This is a genomic window from Demequina sp. NBRC 110051 (assembly GCF_002090055.1).
In the GTDB taxonomy this organism is placed as follows: Bacteria; Actinomycetota; Actinomycetes; order Actinomycetales; family Demequinaceae; genus Demequina.
The window spans coordinates 133,864-153,885 of the sequence record NZ_BBRH01000011.1; the positions used below are offsets into that span (position 1 = coordinate 133,864).

14 protein-coding genes and 1 tRNA gene are annotated in these 20,022 nt (G+C 68.4%); 7 read left to right on the forward strand and 8 right to left on the reverse strand.

The features are described 5' to 3' along the window. Positions 1–225: 225 nt before the first annotated feature. Together B7K20_RS06310 and upp are read right to left on the reverse strand one after the other, a co-directional pair. The gene (locus B7K20_RS06310) at positions 226–1,236 is read right to left on the reverse strand and encodes a LacI family DNA-binding transcriptional regulator (protein ID WP_084101653.1); all 1,011 of its coding nucleotides are present in this window, start codon (positions 1,234–1,236) and stop codon (positions 226–228) included. A gap of 61 nt (positions 1,237–1,297) precedes the next feature. Continuing rightward, a complete protein-coding gene (gene upp / locus B7K20_RS06315; protein WP_084101655.1) occupies positions 1,298–1,939 on the reverse strand; it encodes a uracil phosphoribosyltransferase in 642 nt (213 codons plus the stop codon). A gap of 72 nt (positions 1,940–2,011) precedes the next feature. On the opposite strand from upp, the gene B7K20_RS06320 reads away from it, so the two are divergent. The 5 genes from B7K20_RS06320 to B7K20_RS13405 all read left to right on the forward strand — a co-directional run bounded on the left by B7K20_RS06320 (position 2,012) and on the right by B7K20_RS13405 (position 10,497). Further along, complete coding sequence (locus tag B7K20_RS06320; protein ID WP_371327866.1) at positions 2,012–2,464, forward strand: nucleoside deaminase; 453 nt, start codon at positions 2,012–2,014, stop codon at positions 2,462–2,464. Next, the gene (locus B7K20_RS06325) at positions 2,465–3,577 is read left to right on the forward strand and encodes an FUSC family protein (protein WP_084101659.1); all 1,113 of its coding nucleotides are present in this window, start codon (positions 2,465–2,467) and stop codon (positions 3,575–3,577) included. A gap of 33 nt (positions 3,578–3,610) precedes the next feature. Then, positions 3,611–3,698: transfer RNA gene (locus B7K20_RS06330), tRNA-Ser, on the forward strand. Positions 3,699–3,845: 147 nt separating this feature from the next. Further along, positions 3,846–4,358 (forward strand): LURP-one-related/scramblase family protein, encoded by a 513-nt coding sequence (locus B7K20_RS06335; protein WP_159449345.1) that lies wholly within the window; start codon positions 3,846–3,848, stop codon positions 4,356–4,358. Between the two features lie 397 nt (positions 4,359–4,755). Beyond that, a complete protein-coding gene (locus tag B7K20_RS13405; protein WP_084101663.1) occupies positions 4,756–10,497 on the forward strand; it encodes a fibronectin type III domain-containing protein in 5,742 nt (1,913 codons plus the stop codon). A gap of 229 nt (positions 10,498–10,726) precedes the next feature. Here the strand turns inward: B7K20_RS13405 and B7K20_RS06345 are convergent, their stop codons facing one another. Then, positions 10,727–11,050: a DUF4190 domain-containing protein gene (locus B7K20_RS06345; RefSeq protein ID WP_159449346.1), complete on the reverse strand. Its 324-nt coding sequence runs from the start codon at positions 11,048–11,050 to the stop codon at positions 10,727–10,729. A gap of 109 nt (positions 11,051–11,159) precedes the next feature. On the opposite strand from B7K20_RS06345, the gene B7K20_RS06350 reads away from it, so the two are divergent. Together B7K20_RS06350 and B7K20_RS06355 are read left to right on the forward strand one after the other, a co-directional pair. Next, positions 11,160–13,100: a glycoside hydrolase family 127 protein gene (locus tag B7K20_RS06350; protein WP_084101667.1), complete on the forward strand. Its 1,941-nt coding sequence runs from the start codon at positions 11,160–11,162 to the stop codon at positions 13,098–13,100. A gap of 37 nt (positions 13,101–13,137) precedes the next feature. Next, positions 13,138–14,130 (forward strand): LacI family DNA-binding transcriptional regulator, encoded by a 993-nt coding sequence (locus tag B7K20_RS06355; RefSeq protein ID WP_084101738.1) that lies wholly within the window; start codon positions 13,138–13,140, stop codon positions 14,128–14,130. A gap of 10 nt (positions 14,131–14,140) precedes the next feature. Here B7K20_RS06355 and B7K20_RS06360 read toward each other — a convergent pair whose 3' ends face one another. The 5 genes from B7K20_RS06360 to B7K20_RS06380 all read right to left on the reverse strand — a co-directional run bounded on the left by B7K20_RS06360 (position 14,141) and on the right by B7K20_RS06380 (position 19,699). Further along, the gene (locus B7K20_RS06360; protein WP_159449347.1) at positions 14,141–14,857 is read right to left on the reverse strand and encodes a YesL family protein; all 717 of its coding nucleotides are present in this window, start codon (positions 14,855–14,857) and stop codon (positions 14,141–14,143) included. Between the two features lie 8 nt (positions 14,858–14,865). After that, positions 14,866–16,302, reverse strand: coding sequence for an arabinan endo-1,5-alpha-L-arabinosidase (locus B7K20_RS06365; RefSeq protein ID WP_084101671.1), 1,437 nt, complete (start codon positions 16,300–16,302; stop codon positions 14,866–14,868). A 1-nt stretch (position 16,303) separates the two neighbouring features. After that, entirely contained in the window at positions 16,304–17,251 is a 948-nt protein-coding gene (locus B7K20_RS06370) for a carbohydrate ABC transporter permease (RefSeq protein ID WP_371327867.1), read from the reverse strand. A 16-nt stretch (positions 17,252–17,267) separates the two neighbouring features. Continuing rightward, positions 17,268–18,221 (reverse strand): carbohydrate ABC transporter permease, encoded by a 954-nt coding sequence (locus B7K20_RS06375; protein WP_084101673.1) that lies wholly within the window; start codon positions 18,219–18,221, stop codon positions 17,268–17,270. Between the two features lie 71 nt (positions 18,222–18,292). Continuing rightward, positions 18,293–19,699 (reverse strand): sugar ABC transporter substrate-binding protein, encoded by a 1,407-nt coding sequence (locus tag B7K20_RS06380; RefSeq protein WP_084101675.1) that lies wholly within the window; start codon positions 19,697–19,699, stop codon positions 18,293–18,295. Positions 19,700–20,022: the final 323 nt, after the last annotated feature.

The following is a 20,022-nucleotide window of genomic DNA, read 5'->3' on the forward strand; positions in this document are numbered from 1 at the left end:
GGCCGGGGTGCTCCCCTGCGTCGTTGAGATCAGGACGTCGCTGTCCACATCGCTCCTTCGTTGTCACGATTGAATACGAGAGACAGTAACTTTCTTCATTGTCTTACGCAAGAACTTGACACTAAATAGGAAGATCACGATTGCATCACGGACTCCCGCGGGCGCGACACAGCCCTGGGGCACCGCAAGGGGCGCCTCAGGGCGAACGGTGGGAGAGGGTCGCGCTCAGCGCGCGGCGACGGGGCCCGTGGACGCCCGCAGCACCAGTTCGGGTTCGAACAGCAGCTCGTCGCCCGCGCCCATGGTGCCGGCGATCTGACCCAGCAGCATGTCGATCACCGCGCGCCCCATGGCATCGATGGGCTGACGCACGGTGGTCAGCGGGGGCTCCGTAAAGCTCATGAGCGCCGAGTCATCGAAGCCCACCACCGAGACGTCGGCGGGGACCACGAGCCCCGCTCTCTTGGCCGCACGAATGGCGCCCAGCGCCAGGGGATCGGACGCGCACACGATGCCTGTCGCGCCCGCCTGCAGCAGCCGGGTCGCCCCCGCCTGGCCCGACTCGATGGAGTACAGGCCGTTGACGACCAACGCGGGATCGAGGTCGAGGCCGAGCCGCGCGAAGACGCGCTGCGCCGAGGCCAGTTTGCGCACGGAGGGCTGGTGTCCAGCGGGCCCCAGCAGCAGGCCGATCTTGCGGTGCCCCAGCTGATGGAGGTGCTGAATGGCCTGCTCAGCAGCCGAGCCGTCGTCAGTGGAGACCGTCGCGAAGCCCACGGAATCCACCGGCGCGCTCACCAGGACTGTGGGCAGCTTCACCCGTCGCAGGCGCTCATAGTGGCCGTGCGGGGCATCGGCCTCCGTGTAATGACCGCCCAGGAAGATGACGCCGCTGACCTGCTGAGCGAGCAGCAGGTCCACATAGTCGGACTCCGTGATGCCGCCGGCGTTCTGAGTGCACAGCAGCGGCGTGTAGCCATTCTGCGCGAGCGTGCCGCCGACGATCTCGGCGAGCGCAGGGAAGATGGGGTTCTGCAACTCGGGCAGCACCAGGCCCACGAGCCGCGCGCGTTCCCCGCGCAACTTGGTGGGGCGTTCGTAGCCGAGGACGTCGAGCGCGGTCAGCACCGCCTCGCGGGTGGACTCCGAAACACCGGGCTTGTCGTTGAGGACGCGCGACACGGTCGCCTCGGACACACCCACCTTGCGGGCCACCTCGGCCAGACGCTTCGACATGCGACAAGACTATGCAAGAACTTGCAGGATTCTGCAAGCCTTGCAGTGGCCGATGGAAGCGTTAGTCGCCGATGATGCCGTAGAGGCGGTCGCCCGCGTCACCGAGGCCAGGAACGATGTAGCCCTGCTCGTTGAGCTTCTCGTCGACCTGGGCCACGACCACCTTGACGTCGGCGCGCTCGCCGACGGCGTCCTGCACGTTCTCGATGCCCTCGGGTGCCGCCAGCAGGCACACGCAGGTCACGTCGGTGGCGCCGCGCTCGAGCACGTAGTCGATGGCCATGATGAGCGAGCCGCCCGTGGCGAGCATGGGGTCAATCAGGAACACCTGGCGGCCCGTGAGGTCGTCGGGCAGGCGGTTCGCGTACGTGATCGCCTCGAGCGTCTCCTCGTCGCGCTTGAGACCCAGGAAGCCCACCTCCGCACTCGGGATGAGACGCGTCATGCCGTCGAGCATGCCCAGGCCGGCACGCAGGATCGGCACGATGATGGGGGCGGGATCGGCGATACGAGTGCCCGTCGCCGTGGTGAGGGGAGTCTCCACGGTGTGGGGCTCGACGCGCACGTCGCGCGTGGCCTCGTACGCCAGCAGCGTCACCAGCTCGTCGACCAGCTGACGGAACGTCGGCGACGGGGTCTCCTTGTTGCGCAGCACGGTGACCTTGTGGCGGATGAGCGGATGATCGGCGACGTGAAGCTCCATGCCTCAACTCTACGGGCACGGCGCCCGGCTGCGCCGGGACCGACGGGCCGATGCCGCGGGTAGCCTGGCAGCGTGGGTACCTGGGATGAGGCGATGGGCGAGGCTCTCGCCCTGGCGGCCGAGGCATCGGCCGGTCATGACGTCCCCGTCGGCGCCGTGCTCGTGGGCCCCGACGGCGCGATCCTTGGCCGCGGCCGCAACCGCCGCGAGGCCGACGGCGACCCCACCGCCCACGCGGAGGTACTCGCCCTGCGAGCCGCGGCACAGGCCCTCGGAAGGTGGCGCCTGGACAACTGCACGCTCGTCGTCACGCTCGAGCCCTGCCTGATGTGTGCCGGCGCGCTGCTCGCCGCGCGTGTTCCGCGCCTGGTGATCGGCGCATGGGACGACAAGGCGGGCGCGACGGGATCGCAGTGGGATGTGGTGCGCGACGCGCGCATCGGCTCCAAGGTCGAGGTCATCGCGGGGGTGCGCGGCGACGAGTGCGCCACCGTACTGCACGAGTTCTTCGAGGCGAGGCGCTAGATGGCGCGCGACGGGAACTGGGGCGGGGCCGGCAGGAGCGACGTGTGGCGCGGCGGCGTCAAGCGTGCCGTGACCAGTCTCGGAACCATCGCACCGCCGGGACAGCCGCGTTGGCCCATCGGTCTGCAGGCGGCCATCGTCATGGTGGTGCCCATCCTTGTCGGCATCGCCTTCGGCCGCATGGATCTGGGTCTCATCGCCGCCACCGGCGCCTTCACGGTGCCCTACTTCGCGGCGCTGCCGCGGCTGGAGCGGCTACGGCTGCGGCCGCTTGCGGGGCTGGTTCTCGTCGTCACGAGCGTGATCGGCGCGTTCCTCGCGCCCTATCCGTGGCTGTCCGCGCTGGGCCTCGTCGCCGTGACGTCCCTAGTAGGGGTCGCAGTCCACGGATACCGGCTGGGCCCGCCGGGGCCGCTGTTCCCCATCCTCATCTACGGGCTCTCGGGACACGCAGTCGGCGGCGGGATGCCCGCTGGCACGCTGATCGCCACCATCGCCGTGGGGTGCGCGTGGGCCGTCGTCGCCTCGATCGCGCCGCTGATCAGGCGCGCCCACTGGCGCATCACCCCTAGGCCACTGTCGGTGCTGCTGGCCCGTCCCACGTGGGATCGCGGTGCGCGCGAGTTGGTATGGCGCACGGTCATCGTCGCCGTCGTCGGCACGGCGGTGAGCCTGGTGTTCTTTGACGCCGACCGCGCGTACTGGACCGTCGCCGCGGGCGTCGTCGTCATCGGAGTGGTGCCGGGACGCGGGCCCGCGGTCACGCGTGGACTGCATCGCGCGGTCGGCACGGTCGCGGGCATCGCGGTCTATCTGGGCATCGCGGAGCTTGACCCCGCGCCGGTCGCCCTCGCCCTCACGCTCGGGCTGCTGCAGTTCGTCACCGAGGTGGCGATCACGCGCCACTACGCCCTCGCGGTGACCGCGGTGACGCCCATGGCACTCATCATCGTCACGGCCGGCTCAGGATCCTTTGGCGACACGTCCGTGACCGGGGAACGCGTCCTCGACACCATCGTGGGCTGTGCGATCGCGGTCGCGACCGCCCTGCTCCACCCCGCGGCGCCGCCCGACCCCGCGGGCAGGCATGCGCCTCCTCAGGGGCTCGATTAGGTTTCGCGGCCACCCTCTTGTAATCTTTTCCGCGGTGACGTGTCCGAGCGGCCGAAGGTGCAGCACTCGAAATGCTGTGTACGGTACCCCCGTACCGTGGGTTCAAATCCCACCGTCACCGCTCTCGAGCAAGAGCCCGGATCCCCTGATGGATCCGGGCTCTTGCCGCATCTGACGGCCCGGGCGGCGTCCCACGCGGCCCCTCACACCGTGCGCGAGCATGGGACTTGTGGTGAGATTCCTGTATCCCACGAGAGGATCATCACGCATGTCGCTACCTCCAGTTCCCGTCGGCTACCAGCGCTTTCTCATGAAGAGTAAGTTTGGCGCCGGCCGCGACTTCCAGATTCTCGACCCCACCACCGAGGACCAGTTGTTCTTTGTGGACGGCAAGATGGGCCCTCGACCCAAGTGCGAGGTCCGTGGGCCCGATGGCGCGGTGGTCGCCAGCGTGCGGGGCAAGATGCTCGGCATTCCCAAACGCATGGACGTGGTCGACGCGAACGGCGAGCAGGTGGCGCACCTGCACTCGCCGGCCTTCAACTTCATCAAGGACAAGGTGGAGATCACGCTCGCCTCGGGCGAGGAGTGGCTTCTCAAGGGAAACATCATCGAGAAGGACTACGCGGTTCACGACACACAGGGCGCTCTGCGCATACAGATCACCCAGAAGTGGCTCACGGTGCGCGACCGCTACACGATCGACGTCTCCGACGGCACGCCCCCGCCGCTCGCCTTCGCCCTCGTGTGGGCGCTCGACCGCTGGGTCGAGCGCGACTAGCGACCTCGCCGTTGGCCACGGCCCCGTTCGTGGCCTTCCACCGCTGGCACGTGCAGTGCGCACGGCTCGCGGCACCCAGGCATGCCCGCCATGCCTCCACTCCGGTTCGGATCGTCACGCCGTTCATGTGACGAAGTCGACAGACCTGGTGCGGGGCGCCCACCGCACCCCAGGCTCCCGCACCAGGCCGCGCACGCGTAGCATGGAAAGCCCTTTCCCGCATCTTATGGAAAGCGCCTTCCTCGTGCTTGACATCGTTGAACAACCGCCGGTAGGAAAGTGCCACAGCAACCAGCACTTGGGGTAAATCGGACACACGAAATGTGAATCGATTCACCCTTCGCCGGCGCAACGATGCCCCGGCTCACCTCTCAACGACGAGACGAAGGCGCACGGAATGACTGAATCCCCGCGCCGCGCCCATCCTGGGGCGCGGACTCCCATCGCCGCGGCGGCAGGCGCCGCCCTGGCACTGACGACCTTGGCGCTCACACCCTCGGCCGCGAGCGCGGCAGAGGAGGCCGACCTCTTCGCGGCCAAGTTCGACTTCGGCACCCCCACGAGCCCCGTGGCCGACGGCTGGACGGGCATCAACGAGTCCACCGCGTACTCCGCGGAGCTCGGCTACGGCATCGCCCCCGGCAGCGCTCCCGCCTCCCGCGTCCGCGACGCGGCGCGGCCAGTCGAGGGCGACTTCGTACTCGCGGCCGCCTGGACGTTCCTCGTGGACGTCCCGAACGGCAGCTACGACGTCACGCTCACGACAGGAGACCTCCTGTCGGGCACCAGCTCGGTACGCACCACACTCGTGATCGAGGGCGGCGAGGCCGCGAACATCACCGCGGACGCCGAGCAGATCGGCACCGGCACCGTCCAGGCTGAGGTCGCCGACGGCCAACTCACCATCGACATCACGGGCAAGGGCTACGGCTACGTCAACGGGCTCGAGATCACCCAAACCGCCGCCGGCGACGGCACCGATCCCGGTGACGGAGGCGACGGCGGAGACCCGGGCGACGGGGGCGACACCTCGATCGCCGCGCCGGACTCGGTCCGCATGGGCCACGTCACCTCGGACAGCGTCATGCTGCGCTGGGACGAGGTCGCCGGCGCCACCGGTTACGTCGTCAGCAGGGCCGATGCTGTGGACGGCCCCTACACCGTTGTCGCCGAAACGGGCGCCCGCGAGGTGTTCACGACGGACACCGTCGACGCCACGCAGCTGCGCTACTACCGCGTGCAGACCAAGACCGCGGCGGGAATGTCGCCACGATCGGCGGCGGCCGTCACGTCGCTGCCCAACAGCGTCCCGGACTACCCGGCCGACGGCGTGCTCAGCATCGACCTCGGCCCCGGCGAGACCGCGGCAGGTGCCGTCAAGGTCGACGAGACCACGGCCTACTCGGCCAGCCAGCGCATCGGCTTCGTGGACACCTCCGAGGTGACGGGCGCCGACCGGGCGACCGGAGACGCTACCCGTGGCGACCTCGTCACGGTGGGCGATACGGAACTCGTCATCGATGTCCCCAACGGCGACTACACGGTTGACCTCATTGCGGGAGACCCGAGCACGGCATCGGACATCTCCATGACCGTCGAGGAGATGGCGAAGGTCCAGCAGACCGCGATCGACGCCGGCGACACCCTCGAGATGTCGTTCGACCTCGCGGTCGTGGACGGGCAGATCAACATCGAGTTCGGCGGCACCGCCCCCAACCTCGCGTCGCTGATCCTCACGCAGCAGTCACCGCGCGACCCGGGCGCCGAGCCCACCGTGTGGGTCACCGGCGACTCGACCGTGCAGTCCTACACCGCCGACTACCAGCCGCAGGCCGGCTGGGGTCAGATGATCGAGCGCTACCTCAGCGACGATGTCGAGGTCACGAACAAGGCGATCGGTGGGCGTAGCTCGAAGAACTTCATTTCCCAGGGTCGCCTGGACGAGGTGCTGCTGCAGATCCAGCCGGGCGACTACCTGTTCGTCCAGTTTGGCCACAACGACAACTCGTACGGCGTGGACGACCGCTACGCGGCCCCCGACGACTACTACGAGTACCTGCGCACCTTCGTCGACGGCGCCACCCAGCGCGGCGCTCAGCCCATCCTGGTGACCCCCGTGTCGCGCCGCTCGTACGCGGAGGACGGCACCGCCAACGTGTCCTTCCCCGAGTACGTGGACGCCGCGACGGCGCTCGCCGAGGAGACCGGCACACCGCTGGTGGACCTGTCCGCCTCGTCGCGTGCCTACCTCACCGAGATCGGGCCGGAAGCCGCGAAGTCGGTCTTCCTCCACGTCCCCGCGGGGGTCTACCCCAACCGTCCGAGCGGCACGGAGGACGACACTCACTTCCAGGAGTACGGCGCCATCCAGATGGCACGCCTGGTCGCCACCAATGTGGCGGAGTTGGCGATCCCGCTCGCCGACGAGGTAGTCGAGGTCGAGCCGCCGGCCGATGTCCCGCTCGCCCCCGCGGGCGTGGTCGCCGGATCCGTGTCGAACTCGGGTGCCCAGCTCACCTGGACCGAGGTCGAGGGCGCGGACATCTACAAGGTCGAGATCAAGGGCTCGGCTGAGGGCGAGGACGCGTGGGAGCTCACCACGACGTCCACGATTCCGCTGGCGAACGTCACCGGCCTGGCCGAGGGTGAGAGCTACGACCTGCGCGTGCTCGCCACCAACGGTCGCGGTGACTCGGCGCCGTCGGCGGTCGTCACCATCACCACCCGCGCCCCGCTGCACAAGTTCGACATGCAACTTGCGGGCAACGCCACGCTGGCGGGCTACACACCGGTGGACGGCTCGACCGTGTACTCGGGAGAGACGGGCTACGGCTTCACCACCTCCGGTACCGGCGGCCGCGACCGCGGTACCGGGGACGGCGCGCTCGATGACCTTCAGCGCGACTTCACGCTGCCGAGCTCATCCAACCCGTTCCTCGTCGACGTGCCCAACGGCACGTATGCGGTCAAGGTGATCTGGGGCGATCTCATCGGTACGGCCCGCCTGTCCGTGGCGATCGAGGGCGTGGACTACGGCAACTCGAATGCGGGCCGCGGCACCACCTCCTCGAAGATCATTCAGCCCGTCGTCGTCACGGACGGCCAGCTGACGATTGCCGCGAGCGGATGGCTCAACGGTCTCGAGATCACGCCGCTGCTATACGCACCCACGGCGCTCGAGGCGGGCGACGTCACGATCGACGGCACCGACGTGTCTGTGCCGCTGGCGTGGACGGGCACCGAGGACTCGGTGGGCTACCGGGTCTATCGCCAGGCCGAGGGGGCCACCGAGCCCACCGCGCTGGCGGACGTCACGGAGCCGTCGTTCACCGACACGACGGCCGATGTGGGCCTCGCCTACCGCTATCACGTGGTCGCGCTCGACGCGACGGGCAAGGAGTCCGTCGCCTCGAACGTCATCGACCTCACCACGGTCGACGAGTCCATCCCCACCGCGGCCACGCCCACCGGGCTCGCCGTGGACGAGATCCTCAAGAACTCCGTCACCCTCAGCTGGGAGCCCAGCGAGGACGCGCTGTTCTACCACGTCTACCGCTCGGAGCAGGGCGGAGACCTCCGCCTGATCGGACGGGCGGCGGACACGTCGTTCACCGACGAGGACGTCCTCACCACCATCGAGTACACGTACACGGTGGCCGCGGTGAACGCGGGAGGCGTCTCGGAGCAGTCCGATGCCGTGGTGTCCGAGGCGGTCACGACGCTGGTGCGCCAGGCCGAGCGCCTGGATCGCTCCCCCGTTGCGGTCGCCGTCGAGGACGGCGTCTACGTGGGCTGGCGCATGCTGGGACTCGACCCCGAGTCCATCGCGTTCCACGTCTACCGTGACGGCGAGCGCCTCACCGAGGAGCCCGTGACGGACAGCACCAACGTGCTGGATGCCGCCGGAAACGCTGACTCCACGTACCGCGTCTCGACGGTCGTCAACGGCATCGAGCGGTGGGCGACCGGCGAGGTCGACGTCTGGGACACCCAGACCCTCGACATCCCGTTGGACAAGCCCGCGGATGCCTACACGAAGGACGGCCAGCCGTACTCGTACCGCGCCAACGACGCGTCCATTGGCGATGTTGATGGTGACGGACAGTACGAGATCGTCCTCAAGTGGGACCCCTCGAACGCGAAGGACAACTCGCAGGGCGGCTACACGGGCAACGTGTACGTCGACGCCTACGAGATGGACGGCACGCGCCTGTGGCGTATCGACCTGGGCAAGAACATCAGGGCCGGCGCTCACTACACCCAGTTCCAGGTCTTCGACCTGGACGGCGACGGGCGTGCCGAGGTCACCATGAAGACGGCCGATGGCACGGTCGACGGGGCGGGCACCGTCATCGGTGACGCTCGTGCCGACTACCGCAACTCCGGCGGCTATGTCCTCACCGGCCCCGAGTACCTCACGGTGTTCGACGGCCTCACTGGTGTGGCGATCGACACGATCGACTACATCCCGCAGCGCGGCGATGTGGGCGGTTGGGGTGATACCTACGGCAACCGCGTGGACCGCTTCCTCGCGGGAGTGGCCTACCTCGACGGCGAGCACCCCTCGGTGGTGTTCTCCCGCGGCTACTACACGCGCACCGTCATCGCCGCGTTCGACTTCGACGGCTCCTCGCTCACCGAGCGATGGACCTTCGACTCGGACGAGGCAGGCGACCAGTACCGCGGACAGGGCAACCACCAGTTCTCGGTAGCGGACGTCGACGGCGACCAGCTCGACGAGATCGTGTTCGGCGCGATGACCATCGACAACGATGGCTCGCCCCTGTACACGACGGGCCTGTTCCACGGCGACGCGCTACACGTGTCGGACCTGGACCCCTCGCACGAGGGTCTCGAGGTCTTCGGGGTCCACGAGGACATCGCCACCAACGGAGGCGTCATCGCGTCCTTCCGCGATGCGGCCACGGGAGAGGTGCTGTGGTCCATCCCCGGCACCAAGGACACCGGCCGCGGTGCGGCGGGCGACATCGACCCCCGCTACGACGGTGCCGAAGCCTGGAACATCGCCGATGGCGGCGCCTGGAACGACGTGGAGGGCTTCCTCTCGTCGTCGCAGGGCGAGTTGATCAGCAACTCCATCCCGGCCGCCAATGGCGTGATCTGGTGGGACGGGGACGTGCTCCGCGAGATCCAGGACCACGACTACGACGAGTCCATCGGCGCGGGAGTGCCGACCATCGCCAAGTGGGACTGGGAGGCTGAAGAGTCGGTTGAGGTCTACCGGGCCACCGGAACCCTCAGCAACAACAGCACCAAGGGCAACGTCGCACTCCAGGCCGACCTCTTCGGAGACTGGCGTGAGGAGATCATCACCCGCACCGAGGACTCGACGGCGCTGCGCTTGGCCACCACGGTGGACCTGACCGATGTCCGCCTGCGGACCCTGCAGTCGGACTCGCAGTACCGCGCGGCAGTGGCCTGGCAGAACACCAGCTACAACCAGCCCCCGCACCCCTCGTACTTCATCGGCGAGGGCATGGAGCAGCCGGCGGCACCGTCGATCGAGTACACGACGGCCGCCGAGCCCGGTGAGCGCGTGGACGGCCCTGCGGCCGACGTCCCCGGTCGAGGCACGCTGAGCTCGGACAACTGGGACGGCGACGGCGACTACGTCATCACCATGAACCTGTGGTGGGGCGACAACGCTCAGAGCGTCGAGCTGTTCGAGGATGGCGAGTCGCTGGGCTCCGTGGACCTGCCCGACGCCACGCCGTCGCAGCAGACCGCGGCCTGGACCGTGGAGGGCCGCACCAATGGCTCGTACACCTACCAGGCGGTGCTCACCAACCAGCACGGCTCGACCGAGAGCCGTGAACTGACGGTGAGGGTCGCAAACGCGGCTCCTGGCACCCCGGTGCTGACCCACGACAACCACGACAAGGACGGCGAGTACCTCATCACGATGAACATGTGGTGGGGCACCAACGGGTCCGAGTACCGGCTGTACGAGGACGGCGAACTGATCGACACCCAGGCGCTCACCGTCAATGGCCGCGAGGCGCAGTCGGCCACCACCGCCATCACCGGCGCCGAGCCCGGCACCCACACCTACGTGGCGGTGCTCGCGGGCAAGGGCGGCGAGACGAGCTCGAAGGAGATCAAGGTCAAGGTCAACTAGCGGTTGCGCACGACCGGAGGGGGCTCACCGCACGGCGGTGGGCCCCCTTCGGCGTGTCCGGGGCGCGGCGGCGCCGGGGAGCTGCGCGCTGTGAGGAGGTTGGTGCGAGAAGACGCGCGTCCACTCGCACCTACCTCCTCAAGGGACGCAGGTGGGCGGGTCACGTAGGGCCACAGGGCGGCGGCAGGGGCAGGCGGCGGGCGGCGCGAGGCGTCGCCGACCGTCCCTGCTACTGGGGCGCGCTGGCCGTGGCGATCAGCACTGCGACAAACAGGATCACCAGCAGGGCGAGGCTCAGCCCCACCCAGCCCATGATCACGGCGATGCGGGCCATCGAGCCGCCGTCCTGGCCACGTTCGGCGATCTGGCGCTGCGCGATGCGACCGCCAACGATGCCCACGATCGAGCCGATCAGCGGCATGAGCCCGATGAGTCCCAGCACCGACCCCACGATCGCGACGACCGCGAGGGCGTTCATGGTGGGCGCGACGAACTCGGAGGAGTCGCGCGCGGGCCCCCGGCGCTGGAGGTCGTCGTACGGATCGGTGCTCATAGGCGTCGACTGTACCCGCCGATGCACGCGCGAGAGCCGGGATCGGCTACGATTTACAACGTTAGAAAGATTTCCGACGACCGGCACGAGCACTCGACGACGAGGACCCATGACAGCCCCTAGCAGGACCCTGCACGCGCCCGCAGCACCCGCGGCGCGCGCCGCCGCGACATCCGACCTCACCCCCCTGCCCCTGACCGCGGTCACGCTTGACCCGCGCGGCGAGCTGGGCGCGTGGCAGACACTGAACCGTGAGCGCACCATTCCTCACGTGGTCGAGCGGCTCGAGACCAGCGGCGTCATGGACAACCTGCGCCGCATCACGGGCGAGTCCGAGGCCGACTACCGCGGCTTCAACTTCGCCGACTCCGACCTCCACAAGACCCTCGAGGCCCTCGCGTGGGAGGCCGCGCGCGTGCCCGAGGACCAGCCCTGGGAGCAGTTCGTGCGCGACGCGACCGCGCTCCTGGGTCGCGCCCAGCGCGCGGACGGCTACCTGTACTCCCACGTCCAGGGCCACGGCGACCAGCACCCCTGGCGCGACATGCGCTGGGGTCACGAGCTGTACGTCCTGGGCCACCTGATCCAGGCCGCCGTCGCGCGCTCTCGAGCGACCGGCAACGACGACCTCCTGACGGTCGCCCGCCGCTTCGCCGACCTCGCGGTCAAGGAGTTCGGCCCGGCCGCCACCCGCGCGGACGGCTACTGCGGCCACCCCGAGATCGAGACGGCGCTCGTGGAGCTGTACCGCCACACGGGCGAGCAGTCCTACCTGGACACCGTGACCGCGATGGTGGATCGCCGCGGCACGGGCGCGCTCGGCACCGGCCCCTTCGAATCCGCCTACCACCAGGACCACGCCCCCGTCCGCGAGTCGCTCGAGGCGACCGGACATGCCGTCCGTCAGCTCTACTTGAATGCCGGCCTCGCCGACCTTGCCGCGGAGACGGCCGATGCGGCACTCACCTCCGCACTCGAGTCCCAGTGGCGTTCGGCTCACGGCACCAAGGAGTACGTCACCGGCGGCATGGGATCGCGCCACAAGGACGAGGCCTTTGGCGACCCGTTCGAGCTGCCCCCGGACCGCTCGTACGCGGAGACGTGTGCCGCGATCGCGTCCTTCCAGTGGAACTGGCGCATGCTGCTCGACAACGGGCAGTCGCGCCACGCCGACGCGATGGAGCGGGCGCTGTACAACGGCATCGCCTCCTCCACCGGCGTGGACGGCGTGCGCTTCTTCTACTCCAACCCGCTGCAGCTGCGCACCGGCCACGATGGCACCAGCGAGTACCAGCCTTCCGAGCGGCTCGACTGGTTCGCGTGCGCGTGCTGTCCTCCCAACCTGGCCCGCCTGGTGTCCTCCCTTGGCGCGTATGTCGCCTCGGGGACCGAGACCGCCGCCCGCGTCCACCTGTATGGCAGCGGCGTGATCACCCTTGGCGCGACCACGCTGACGGTGACCACCGAGTACCCGTGGGACGGCCGCGTGGAGATCGCGGTGGCCGGGCCCCTCACCGACCTGGCCCTGCGTATCCCCGCGTGGAGCGCGGGTGCCATGCTCGAGATCGACGGAACCACAGCATCGGCCACGCCCGATGCCGACGGCTATGCCAGGGTGAGCGTCCACGACGGCGCGACCGTGGTGCTCGACCTGCCCATGCCCGTGGACCTGCTCGACCCACACCCGCGCGTGGACGCGGTGCGCGGCTGCGTGACGCTGCGACGCGGACCGGTGGTGCACTGCATCGAGCAGGCGGATCTGCCCCCGGGCGTCACGCTCGAGGATGTGCGGCTCGACACGAGCGTGCCTCCCCGGGTGGGCCCGTCGGTCACCTCGCTGCGCGCGGGAGCGACCATCCTGGCCGAGGCTGTGGTGCACCCCAACGACGCGCACGCGACAGGCACGTTCATGGTGAGGTCCTCGCGCACGGCATGGCGATCTGGCATGCTTCCTGGCAGGATCCCGCTGCGTGCGATCCCCTACGCCCGCTGGGCCAATCGCACCCCGGGCGCGATGAGGGTATGGATCCCCACGCACGTAGAGGAGTGACACGGTGAACGGTTCCGGCACACGCGGCGCCGTGACGATGCATGACGTCGCCGCGGCAGCAGGCGTGTCGGTCAAGACCGTCTCGAACGTCGTCAACGACTACCCACACATCCGTCCCGCGACGCGCGAGAAGGTCCAGCGCGCGATCGACGAGCTGGGCTACCGGATGAACCTTTCGGCGCGCAATCTCCGTCAGGGACGCACCGGCATCATCGGCCTCGCGCTGCCAGAGCTGTCGCTGCCGTACTTTGCCGAGCTCGCCGATTCCGTGATTCGTGCCGCCGAGGACCGTGGCCTGGTCGTGCTCATCGAGCAGACCAGCGCAGACCGCCAGCACGAGCTGGATGTGCTCACCTCGGAGCGCCGCCAGCTCACCGACGGGCTCATCTTCTCGCCGCTGGAGCTCGGGCCGGACGACGCCGACGCCCTCAAGGTGCCCTACCCCATCGTGGTGCTCGGTGAGCGCATCTTCGGCGGCGACTGGGACCACGTCACGATGAACAACGTGGATGGCGCCCGCGCCGCGACCCAGCACCTCATCGATCGCGGCAGGCGCCGGATCGCCGTCATCGGTGCTCACGCGGGCGAGGCGATGGGCTCCGCGGCGCTGCGTGTGCTGGGTTATCAGACCGCGCTGGCCGCCAACGGCATCCCGTTTGACCCCGATCTCGTGATCGAGGGTGGCCTGTGGCACCGCGCCACGGGCGCCGACTGTGTGGAACGAGTCATCGCGAGCGGCGTGGAATTCGACGCGGTGTTCGGGCTCAATGACGCGCTCGCGCTCGGCGCGATGCACGCGCTGCATGCGCACCGCATCGATGTGCCAGGCACGGTCGCGGTGGTGGGATTCGACGACATCGAAGATGCCGCATACGCCTCCCCCACGCTCACGACGATCTCGCCCGGTCGCGAGCAGATCGCCGCGACCGCGATCGACGTTCTGATGGCGCGCATCGCAGGTGACACTGAGCCGTTCCGCCGGGTGATTGCGGACTTCTCGCTCATCGAGCGGGAGTCCACCGCGCCGTAGGGACGGCGCCTCACTCCTCGTCGTCGCGCGTGTCCACCTTGTCGAGGAAGCGGTCGACGAGCAGTCCGGTGAGCAGCACGGGCACCGACAGCCCCGCGAGCACCAGCAGGAAGGGCCACCTGAGGCCGATCGCTCCGAACGCGACGGCGGTCACCATGCAGCCGAGCGCCACGAGCGGCGACACGAGCGGCGCCACCAGCAAGAAGCGCGCGGTACGCAGCGGTCCGTCGGTGTAGCGGCGCAGCACCGCCGGCGCATACGTGAGGTAAGCGATCGCATACAGCGCCACCGCGGCCGACGTGCCGGTGAGGATCGCGATGAACGCGCCGTCACCGTTGGCCTGCAGCACCAGGATCTCGTACCAGGCGAGCGCCAGTACCACGATCGCGGGCGCCGTCACGAGAACCGACCGGCGCCACTGAGAGCGATACGTGCCCCAGAAGTCCTTCCACAGCTGGTCGCTCGGATCGCCCGAGACCAGCCGCGCGAGGAGCGCACCGCCCGCGGTGAGCGACGGACCGAGGCCCGCAATGACAAGCCCCAGCGCCGTTCCCGCCACCATCAGCAACTGGATGCCGATGATCTGGGTGATCCAGCGCAGCCAGATCATGATGCGGCCCGACCACCCGGGAACATCCTGCATGTCCGTGGGCGAGCCCTCGAGCGGGGCGAGGCGGCGGCGCGTCTCGCCGCCGTCGCGGCGCGCGTCAGACTGGGGCTTGGCCATGACAGCCATCATTCCACCCGAGCGGCCGCGCCCTCGGTGACCTTTGCCTCAGAGACGTCGGCCTCGATCACCTTCGTACCGACCACCACGAAGCCGTGCGGCGCACGCGCGGCGAAAGACAGCGTGGCCACGCCTCGTACGCCGTCCCATGCGGGGAAGACCACCGCATCGACAGGCTCGTCGCCCTCGCGAGTGAAGCGACCCTGGCCGTGGGCCGTGAGCCCCGCCACGGCATCGGCCGTCACCTCGACGCGACGCGATGGCGCGACCGACTGGGTGGGGGACGCGTAGTCCACGATCTCCCACTCGCCCTCGAGTTCGGCCACCTCGCGCGGCCACGTCGACTCGTCGTCGACCTCGCGGTCGCCGGCCCACGGCTGTGGGGCGACGAGGGGCCAGCCTTGCGCGGTCCACACCAGCCGGCGTGCCTGCACCTCGTGCTGACGCGGCTCGTCGGGGAAGCGGGTGTGGTGGATGAGGATCTGGCGACCTGGCTCGGTGAGCACCGACGCGTGACCGGGTGCAAGGAGCCCCTGGGCGCCCTCGAGGCGGTGGCTCGCGAGGACGGTCAGGCCGGTGACCTCGGGGTCCGCGTCGAGGTCGGCGAGGTCGCGGCCCGCGGGGTCGAGGTAGGGGCCCTCAATGGCATCGGCCACCGCGACCCTCACGTGATAGGTGCTCACCAGCGAGTCGTAGGACACGATGAGAGCCCAACCGCCGCCGGGGCGGGGGATGACGTAGGGGCCTTCGATCGCGGTGTCGACCGAGCGGGGTCGACGTGCAATGAGGGTTCCGGGGGCCGATGCCGGCTCGCCCGGCGCGGGCGCGTCCAGCGCGAAGCCGGTCGCCGGGTCAATCCCGAGGATGTGCAGGCCGCCGAAGAACGACCCGTAGACCAGGTGGTGACGCTCGCCGTCGATGACGAGCTGAGCGTCGATGGCGTTGTGGCCGTCGCGATCGTGCTCGGTCGCGACCACGATGCCGCGGTCACTCCAGGGCCCGGCCGGATGCGGGGCCACCGCGAGACCGATGGCGGACGTGCGCGAGCCGAAGCTCGACGCCGAGTAGTACATGCGCCACTCGTCCCCAGCCGGTGTGACGACGCGCACCACGTCCGGCGCCCATAGCCCCTCCGCATTCGCCCAGGCTCGGGCGGGGGCGGGAACGCCGTCCAGCGCCCACCCGGCGAAGTCCCAAGTGACGAGGTCCGTGGAGCGCCGGATCTGTGCCCCGGCGCCCGGGAGGGGACCGTCAGCATTGGCGTCGGTCGAGAACAGCCAGTAGACGCCGTCGTCGTCGCGCACCGCGGTCGGGTCGTGGGAGTTGCGTGGTCCCCAGCTGCGGACCTCCGCGGGCAGGGCCGTGGGGAGGGCCGCGTCTGCCTGTCCGGACACGTCGGCCCCGGCCCCGCGGGATTCCCGCGGGGCCTCGTCCAGGGTGGTCATCTCAGATCTTCGATCCGGTCAACGCCACCGACTCGATGATCTGGCGCTGGAAGATGAGGAAGACGATGAGGATCGGCAGCACCGAGATCACCGACGCGGTCATGATGAGCGGGTAGTCACGCTGGGTGGCGTACTGCACGTTCATGTTCGCGATGACGACCTGGAGGGTCTGCTTCTCGGGCGAGTTCAGGTAGATGATGGGCGCGAGGTAGTCGTTCCACACCGCCATGAACCACAGGATGAACTGCGCGGCGATCGCGGGCCTAATCAGCGGCACGATGATCGTCCAGAAGATGCGCAGGTAGGACGCGCCGTCGATCTTCGCGGCCTCCACCAGCCCGTCCGGCACATTGTGCAGATACTGGCGCAGGAAGAAGATCATGATGACGTTGCCCAAAATGACGGGCACGATCAGCGGCAGCAGGGTGTCGACCCAGCCGATGTTCGAGAACATCACGAACTGCGGAATCATCAGCGTGGGGAACGGCACCATCATGCCGCTCAGCAGCGCGAGGAAGATCGCGTTCTTTCCGGGCAGACGCAGCTTGGCGAGCGCGAACGCGGCCAGCGACGAGAACACGGTGCCGATGATGGTCACGGTGCCCGCGACGATCAGCGAGTTCTTGATGCCGGACAGGACGAACGTGTCGTCGAACACGCGGATGTAGTTCTCCCACACAAACGGATCGGGGATCCACTGCGGGGGCAGCGAGTAGACGGCTTCCTTGGTCTTCAGCGACGTGGACAGCATCCACACCAGGGGGGCGGCCATGAAGATGGCGCCGATCGACAGGATGCCGAAGAGCGTCCAGTTGAGGGCCTTGTTTTCCTTCGATCCGGACATTCCGGCGAAGGGGTTGCGACGGCCGAGCCGCGGGGCGCGGTTCTCGGTCTCGGTGAGCTGCGCGGCGGTCGTGGCCGCGGCGGCGGTGTTGGTCGTCAGGCTCATGGGTCTCTCCTCACGCCTATTCGATCGAGAATTCGTTGCGCTTGTTGAGGCGGAACTGGATCACCGTGACGATGAGCACCAGGATGCCGAGCACGAGCGCCATGGACGTGGCGTAGCCCATTTGCAGGTTTCTGAAGGCCTTGTTCCAGATGTACCAAACGAGCGAAGCGGTGCTCCATTCGGGTCCACCGGTGGGGGTCATGATGTTGATCTCGGTGAAGATCATCGAGCCGGCGATGATGTTCGTGACCACCAGGAAGAAGGTGACGGGACGCACCATGGGCATGGTGATGGTGCGGAAGCGACGCCAGGCGCCGGCGCCGTCAAGCGCGGCGGCCTCGTACAGCGAGCGCGGCACCGACTGCACGGCGGCGAGGTAGAGGATCGTGGAGTAACCCAGACCCTTCCAGATCGCCATGATGATCAGCGCGGGCTTGGACCACGTGGAGTCCATGAGCCAGTTGGGGCCGTCGATGCCGAAGATCGACAGGAACTGGTTCACCAGGCCGAAGTCGCCGTTGTAGGCCCACTGCCACAGGATCGCGATCGCCGCGAGGGACGAGATCACCGGGATGTAGTAGACCGTGCGGAAGAACGTGCGGCCGGGGATCTTGCGGGCGAGGGCGAGCGCGAGGCCCAGCGACATCGCCAGCCCGATCGGGATACCGATCATGTAGAAGACCGTGTTCCACAGGGCCTTCCAGAAGTACGGGTCCTGCACGAGCAGGACGTAGTTGTCGAACCCGATGAACGTCATGTTCCCCAGGCCGTTCCAGTTCGTCAGCGACGCGTAAACCGAGAAGCCGAGCGGGAACAGCAGGAACGCGAGCCAGCCGATGACGGGCGCTGCCATGAAGGCTGCGGCCCAGATGTACTCCTTGCGATGGAGCTTGCGATTGGCCTTACGTGAGGCCTTGATGTCCGCCTTCGTCCAAGTGGACTGCGGAGCCGATGGTGACGTGACGCTCATCCTCGATCCTTACCTTGTCGGAGAATCCGGGGGGCCGGCGCCTGAGCGCCGACCCCCCAGTCATCCGTTGGTCAGCCTGCGGCCTTGGCCTGCTCGGCCGAGACCCACGACTGGTCGAGCAGCATCTGCATCTCGGGCTGCTTGGCAGCCACGAAGTCAGCAGCGGTCTGCGAGCCGTTGTCGACCACGTTTTCGATGCCGATCCAGAAGTTGTCGTACCACTCCGGGGTGTAGGTCCAGGTACCCGGCAGCGGGCGGCCCTTCTCCATCGCGATGTCGAGGAAGGCCTGCGAGTTGGCGGGCCAGCCCGTCGCCTCGGCGTCCGTCTCGATCCACTCGCCGGTGGCGTAGTCGATCAGGTTCGGGATCTGCACCTTGTTCTCGGCGAGGATCTTCTGCGCCTCGAGGTTGGTGGACAGGAAGGTCGCGAGCTGGGCCGCGAGCTCCTTGTTCTTCGAGTTCTCGGACACGGCGATGCCGAGCGAGCCGAGCCAGGTCGACCAGTCGTCACCCTCGTTCGCGACGGGGTAGGGGATGACGTCGTAGCCGAAGACCTCGGGGTTGTTCGCCGCGACGTCGTTGTAGGTCGCGATGTCCCACGGGGCGACGGGGAAGAAGCCGATCTCACCGGCCATCCAGCGCTGGTAGGTGTCGAGCGTCTGCGCCTGCTCTGCCGAGGGGGTCACACCCTCGACGAGGCCCAGGTCGGCGAACCACTGGAGCGCCTCGGCGAACTCCGGGGTGTCGACCGTGACGGTCTTGTTGTCCTCGGAGATCCAGTCCGCGCCGGCGCCCCAGATGAACGCCTGCGAGTTCCAGGTCACGTTGAGGCCCGTGCCCCACTGGTCCAGCTCGCCGTCACCGTCGGTGTCCTGGGTGAGCTGCTTCGCGATGTCGACGAACTCGTCGAACGTGAGGGGCTCGGTGGGCGAAGGCGGCTCGATGCCGGCCTCCTCGAACATCACGGTGTTGTAGCCGAAGCCGAACGGGCCAACGTCCTTGGGAAGGCCGTAAAGGGCGCCGGTGCCCATCTCGCCCGACTCCTTGTCGAAGCGGTAGGCCGTGGTGCCGAACTCCCAGACGTTGTCGATGGTGGCCTGGTCCACGTACTCCGACAGGTCCGCGAGGACGTTCGCGTAGACGTAGCCCTGCATGCGGCCGGACTCGATGTAGAACACGTCGGGAACCTGGTTGCCGGCGATCGCCGCCTGCAGCTTGGTCGCGTACTGGTCGGCGTCCGTGATGATCATGTTGACCTCGGCGCCGGTCTCCTCCTCGAACGCGGCAATCGCGGTCTCGTAGGCAAGCTTGTCGTACTCGCCACCACGGAACATGAAGGTGAGCTCGTTGGGAGCGTCACCGCCCGAGGTGTCGGGCTCCTCGCTGGCGTTGCCCTCGGAACCGTCCGAGGAGCATGCGGCGAGCAGCAGTGCTCCCGCCACGGTCACGGCTACCGCCGATAGACCCTTCCTTCGCATGATGTATGCCTCTCTCTGATCATCGTTGATGAGTGAGGTCCCGCCCGCCGGTCCGCCGAACTCACACCCGTAAGGATGCCTGCTCGCCGGTCCCCCGGTCCTCCTTGACCCCTGGCTCGGATCCGGCACCGCGCCGGCTCCTTTACAACGATGGAACTGTGACACAGCGGCGGGCGCCGGGTCAAGCCGGGCATGGTCACGATTCGGACAAGGCGGCCGTTATATTTGATCTGCCAGGGATGATGCTGATGTGGCGCCTTGCGGGCCGCCCCCAGCCGCCCACGGAAGGCTCCGCGGAAAGCCATCGCGACCGGCGCGCGAAG

What these genes read in the sequence shown, in the direction of transcription:
- B7K20_RS06380 (WP_084101675.1), bottom strand. Translation starts at nt 19,699, where the DNA reads ATGCGAAGGAAGGGTCTATCGGCGGTAGCCGTGACCGTGGCGGGAGCA.
- B7K20_RS06325 (WP_084101659.1), top strand. Translation starts at nt 2,465, where the DNA reads ATGGCGCGCGACGGGAACTGGGGCGGGGCCGGCAGGAGCGACGTGTGG.
- B7K20_RS06310 (WP_084101653.1), bottom strand. Translation starts at nt 1,236, where the DNA reads ATGTCGAAGCGTCTGGCCGAGGTGGCCCGCAAGGTGGGTGTGTCCGAG.
- B7K20_RS06360 (WP_159449347.1), bottom strand. Translation starts at nt 14,857, where the DNA reads ATGGCCAAGCCCCAGTCTGACGCGCGCCGCGACGGCGGCGAGACGCGC.
- B7K20_RS06350 (WP_084101667.1), top strand. Translation starts at nt 11,160, where the DNA reads ATGACAGCCCCTAGCAGGACCCTGCACGCGCCCGCAGCACCCGCGGCG.
- B7K20_RS06365 (WP_084101671.1), bottom strand. Translation starts at nt 16,302, where the DNA reads ATGACCACCCTGGACGAGGCCCCGCGGGAATCCCGCGGGGCCGGGGCC.
- B7K20_RS06375 (WP_084101673.1), bottom strand. Translation starts at nt 18,221, where the DNA reads ATGAGCGTCACGTCACCATCGGCTCCGCAGTCCACTTGGACGAAGGCG.
- B7K20_RS13405 (WP_084101663.1), top strand. Translation starts at nt 4,756, where the DNA reads ATGACTGAATCCCCGCGCCGCGCCCATCCTGGGGCGCGGACTCCCATC.
- B7K20_RS06335 (WP_159449345.1), top strand. Translation starts at nt 3,846, where the DNA reads ATGTCGCTACCTCCAGTTCCCGTCGGCTACCAGCGCTTTCTCATGAAG.
- B7K20_RS06345 (WP_159449346.1), bottom strand. Translation starts at nt 11,050, where the DNA reads ATGAGCACCGATCCGTACGACGACCTCCAGCGCCGGGGGCCCGCGCGC.
- B7K20_RS06370 (WP_371327867.1), bottom strand. Translation starts at nt 17,251, where the DNA reads ATGAGCCTGACGACCAACACCGCCGCCGCGGCCACGACCGCCGCGCAG.
- B7K20_RS06355 (WP_084101738.1), top strand. Translation starts at nt 13,138, where the DNA reads ATGCATGACGTCGCCGCGGCAGCAGGCGTGTCGGTCAAGACCGTCTCG.
- upp (WP_084101655.1), bottom strand. Translation starts at nt 1,939, where the DNA reads ATGGAGCTTCACGTCGCCGATCATCCGCTCATCCGCCACAAGGTCACC.